The 3,168-nt window shown below is 38.8% G+C and carries 6 protein-coding genes and 1 pseudogene; 6 read left to right on the forward strand and 1 reads right to left on the reverse strand.

The annotated features are described in order from the left end of the window. Nucleotides 1–241 precede the first annotated feature (241 nt). A pseudogene (locus JEU79_RS25670) lies at nt 242–499 on the reverse strand (helix-turn-helix domain-containing protein); the annotation flags it as partial. Nucleotides 500–640: 141 nt separating this feature from the next. On the opposite strand from JEU79_RS25670, the gene JEU79_RS25675 reads away from it, so the two are divergent. From JEU79_RS25675 to JEU79_RS25700, 6 genes are all read left to right on the forward strand, one after another. Then, entirely contained in the window at nt 641–901 is a 261-nt protein-coding gene (locus JEU79_RS25675; protein ID WP_198264915.1) for a type II toxin-antitoxin system Phd/YefM family antitoxin, read from the forward strand. Beyond that, entirely contained in the window at nt 901–1,209 is a 309-nt protein-coding gene (locus JEU79_RS25680; RefSeq protein WP_198264916.1) for a type II toxin-antitoxin system RelE/ParE family toxin, read from the forward strand. Before JEU79_RS25675 ends, JEU79_RS25680 begins: the two co-directional genes overlap by 1 nt. A gap of 137 nt (nt 1,210–1,346) precedes the next feature. Continuing rightward, nucleotides 1,347–1,625: a PAAR domain-containing protein gene (locus tag JEU79_RS25685; protein ID WP_246540599.1), complete on the forward strand. Its 279-nt coding sequence runs from the start codon at nt 1,347–1,349 to the stop codon at nt 1,623–1,625. Between the two features lie 251 nt (nt 1,626–1,876). Further along, the gene (locus tag JEU79_RS25690; RefSeq protein ID WP_214660602.1) at nt 1,877–2,221 is read left to right on the forward strand and encodes a transposase; all 345 of its coding nucleotides are present in this window, start codon (nt 1,877–1,879) and stop codon (nt 2,219–2,221) included. A 160-nt stretch (nt 2,222–2,381) separates the two neighbouring features. Continuing rightward, the gene (locus JEU79_RS25695; protein ID WP_198264918.1) at nt 2,382–2,612 is read left to right on the forward strand and encodes a type II toxin-antitoxin system Phd/YefM family antitoxin; all 231 of its coding nucleotides are present in this window, start codon (nt 2,382–2,384) and stop codon (nt 2,610–2,612) included. Nucleotides 2,613–2,625: 13 nt separating this feature from the next. Next, nucleotides 2,626–3,018: a type II toxin-antitoxin system VapC family toxin gene (locus JEU79_RS25700; RefSeq protein WP_198264919.1), complete on the forward strand. Its 393-nt coding sequence runs from the start codon at nt 2,626–2,628 to the stop codon at nt 3,016–3,018. Nucleotides 3,019–3,168 lie beyond the last annotated feature (150 nt).

Below are 3,168 nucleotides of genomic sequence, written 5' to 3' on the forward strand. Positions count from 1 at the left end.
TCATTTCAGAAGAAAGCTCATAAATTTGATTATCTAAATCCTCATCATCCTCAAATTCAAACGTAAGCTCATACTCCCAACCCTTTTTATCTAATTTTTTTGCGTTATAGTTTGAGAGGCAGTAGTCTTCAATATGCCTTCGTGACTTACCTTTTTTCCCCCGAACAAACTTGCTGTTATTTTCAACGCATAACCAGAGTATTATTTTTGTGGTTTTTATTTGCGGTGGTGAACTGAACTGTTTAACTGCATTCAACGCTCGGTAGATTGTTGCTTCTCCTAAGCTAAATTCTTTTGCCAATTGACCAATAGTGGTTCCTGAGAGTCGCCTTGAGTAAATTTCGTGTTTTTTGGTTTCAGTTAATTTCACAGGCCTGCCAAACTTAACACCATTCTCATGAGCTTTAGCAATTCCTTCAGCCTGTCGTTCGGTGCGTAGATCATTTTCAAACTCAGCAATTGAGGCGAACATATTAAACATAAGTCGGCCCGTGGAACTGACTCGGGCGTACCCAATTCTTGGCATTTTCTATCATATCTCTTAAAAGGTTTTGATTGAGCACTTATGATAGTCGTTTTGACTTGATTGGCATGATTCGATTACAATGAGCGAATCGAACGATATGGTGAGGATACAAAAATGGATGCTCTTTCTGCCAATGAAGCCAAAACACAATTTGGCGATCTATTGTTAAAAGCACAGCGTGCACCGGTGCAGATCAACAAAAATGGAAAACCCGTTGTTGTTGTCATGTCGATGGATGAATACGAAAATATTGAAGCACTCAAACTTCGGTATTTACAATCAAGAGCAGCTCAGGCCAAAGTGGATATTGAAGCAGGCAACCTCACCAATGGAGATGTTTTTTTTGATGCTTTAGAAAAAGGTCAATTTGATTAGTGACTCACTTTCGTTTAATACCTGATGCCGAATCAGATCTCATAGAAATACGTCGTTTTACCATACAGCAATGGGACAATACACAATCAAACAAATACCTATCAGAACTTCGACAAATCTTATGTTTATTGGCCGAAACACCCTCTATGGGTAAGTCAAGGACAGATATTGGAGTGGGTGTACTGAGTTTTCCCTATGTGAGCCATGTTATTTATTATGTGCTGCATGAGCAAGAGCTGATTGTCTTTGGTGTATTGCATAAACGAATGGTTCCACTGAACCACCTGGAAGATCGAGATGTTTTTTAATTATGTTACGGTGTAACTTATTGTGCTTTGCATATTTTGGAACTAAGCAATAGAATAGAAGCATTCAGTCATATTGCATGGAGCAATAAAAACTGAGCTTTAAATGGAATTCAATACAAGACAAGACAGGAGTCAGTATACCTAAAGCCGCTCGTGTAGGTGATCCCCTTGCACCCCATGGATGCGGTAATTGTTCACCTCATGGCCGTACTATTGCATCAGGTTCCAGTACCGTTTTTATTAATGGTGTTCCTGCTACCAGACTGGGTGATGCTATCAGTTGCGGTGGTGTCATTATTGCGGGTTCAGGTGATGTCATCATTGGTGATGGTGGAGGTTCTGGTTCTTCAGGCGGTGCAAGTTTTTTTGATACCGCAGTTACGATGATGTCAGCAATGACATTCAGTTTATCATGAATGCCTATATCCTAAAATAATCAGTTGAATCGTAGCGAGAGCGACTTAGGTGCTGAAGATTAAGGGTTTTACAGGTTATTTTGGCTTTATTCGTAGTCACCCTACGGGTGAAGTCAAAATGTTCTGGAAAATCCTTAAGATTCAGTGCATAAGGCGGTCGCAGTAGGTTCAACTGATTTTTTTAGGATTATCCTGACTTAAAAATCTGCGATGATCTTGGGCTTACGATCCCCAAAAGCATGACTAAATACTTGAAGCGAAAGCCTACTGATATTCATATTGACCCGTATTTATTTGAGTTTTTTGTTTACCAAAAAATCCATCATGAAATAGACCGTAGCAGGTTATATTGTAATGACAGCGTGTCCTATTGCGATCAACATCTTGATGAAGCACTTCAAGAGCTTAGTGATACTTGGGCTAAAACGACTGGAAATATTATTGATGAGTTCACCCGGATATCACCCATTGTCTGGACACACACTTTGTTTACAGGGCGTTACAGCTTCAAAACAAGCAAGGGTAATATTGATGTTGAGGAGATGGCCAAGATACTTGAGACTCATGTGAAACAGCATTTCTGGAGTGAGGAATAAACAGTTTTAAGGCTAACTTGTCATTTTTTTTTTGGGGGGGGGGGGGCTGCCATTGAACCCCCATTAATGAATTGCTTTATAAATAGTGTGATTAGCATTTATTTTAACTTTTCACAATGCTATACTTTTTGCTTAATAATTAAACAAGGATGGTTAAATTATGATCATAGTCAATTCTCATGAAGCTAAAATCAATTTTTCCCGACTAATGACCCAAATTGCCAATGGTCAAGAAATCATTATCACCCGTTCCGGCCAAGATTTTGCTAAAGTCGTACCGATTAAAAAAATCAATCATAAGCGAACCCCTGGTCAGGATAAAGATTCTGCTTGGGTAGCCGATGATTTTGATGCAGCATTGCCCGATGAACTGCAGAAATATTTTGTCTAAGAAGGAAGATCACATGGATAAACAATACCTTTTAGACACGCAATGCTGGCTTTATTGGAATATTAGTCCAGACAAACTCAGTGATGAGCAATATAGCATTATTGAAGATGGCGAGAATGACATTTATTTTTCGACTGTGAGTGCATGGGAAATCATGATCAAACACAAACTAAAAAAAATTAAGTTACCCGCCTTACCTTTTCGCTATATTCCTGATCGCATCAATAAAGATAAGCTGAAAGTACTCCCTTTTTCCTTGGAAAACTCGCTACGCATCGAGAACTTACCCGACCATCATGCCGATCCCTTCGATCGCTTTCTAATCACTCAGGCGCAAACCAGTGACATGATTATTATCACTACCGATCCTATTTTTGAGCTTTATGATGTCAAAATAATACGTTAATGTTGTCAATTAATAGCAAGTCATATTTATTGATATTTGTACGGTTATGACCTATAGTTTATTTACTGTACTTTTATCGAATAAGGCACAGATCAAACCTTGTTTACACTTCAGGTGTAGGATGTGGTGAGTGCAACGAACCGCATCAAT

This window comes from sulfur-oxidizing endosymbiont of Gigantopelta aegis (genome assembly GCF_016097415.1).
Lineage (GTDB): Bacteria > Pseudomonadota > Gammaproteobacteria > GRL18 > GRL18 > GRL18.

Excerpts from the sequence above, each read along its gene's own strand:
- JEU79_RS25695 (WP_198264918.1), top strand. The coding sequence starts at position 2,382 with ATGATCATAGTCAATTCTCATGAAGCTAAAATCAATTTTTCCCGACTA.
- JEU79_RS25700 (WP_198264919.1), top strand. The coding sequence starts at position 2,626 with ATGGATAAACAATACCTTTTAGACACGCAATGCTGGCTTTATTGGAAT.
- JEU79_RS25675 (WP_198264915.1), top strand. The coding sequence starts at position 641 with ATGGATGCTCTTTCTGCCAATGAAGCCAAAACACAATTTGGCGATCTA.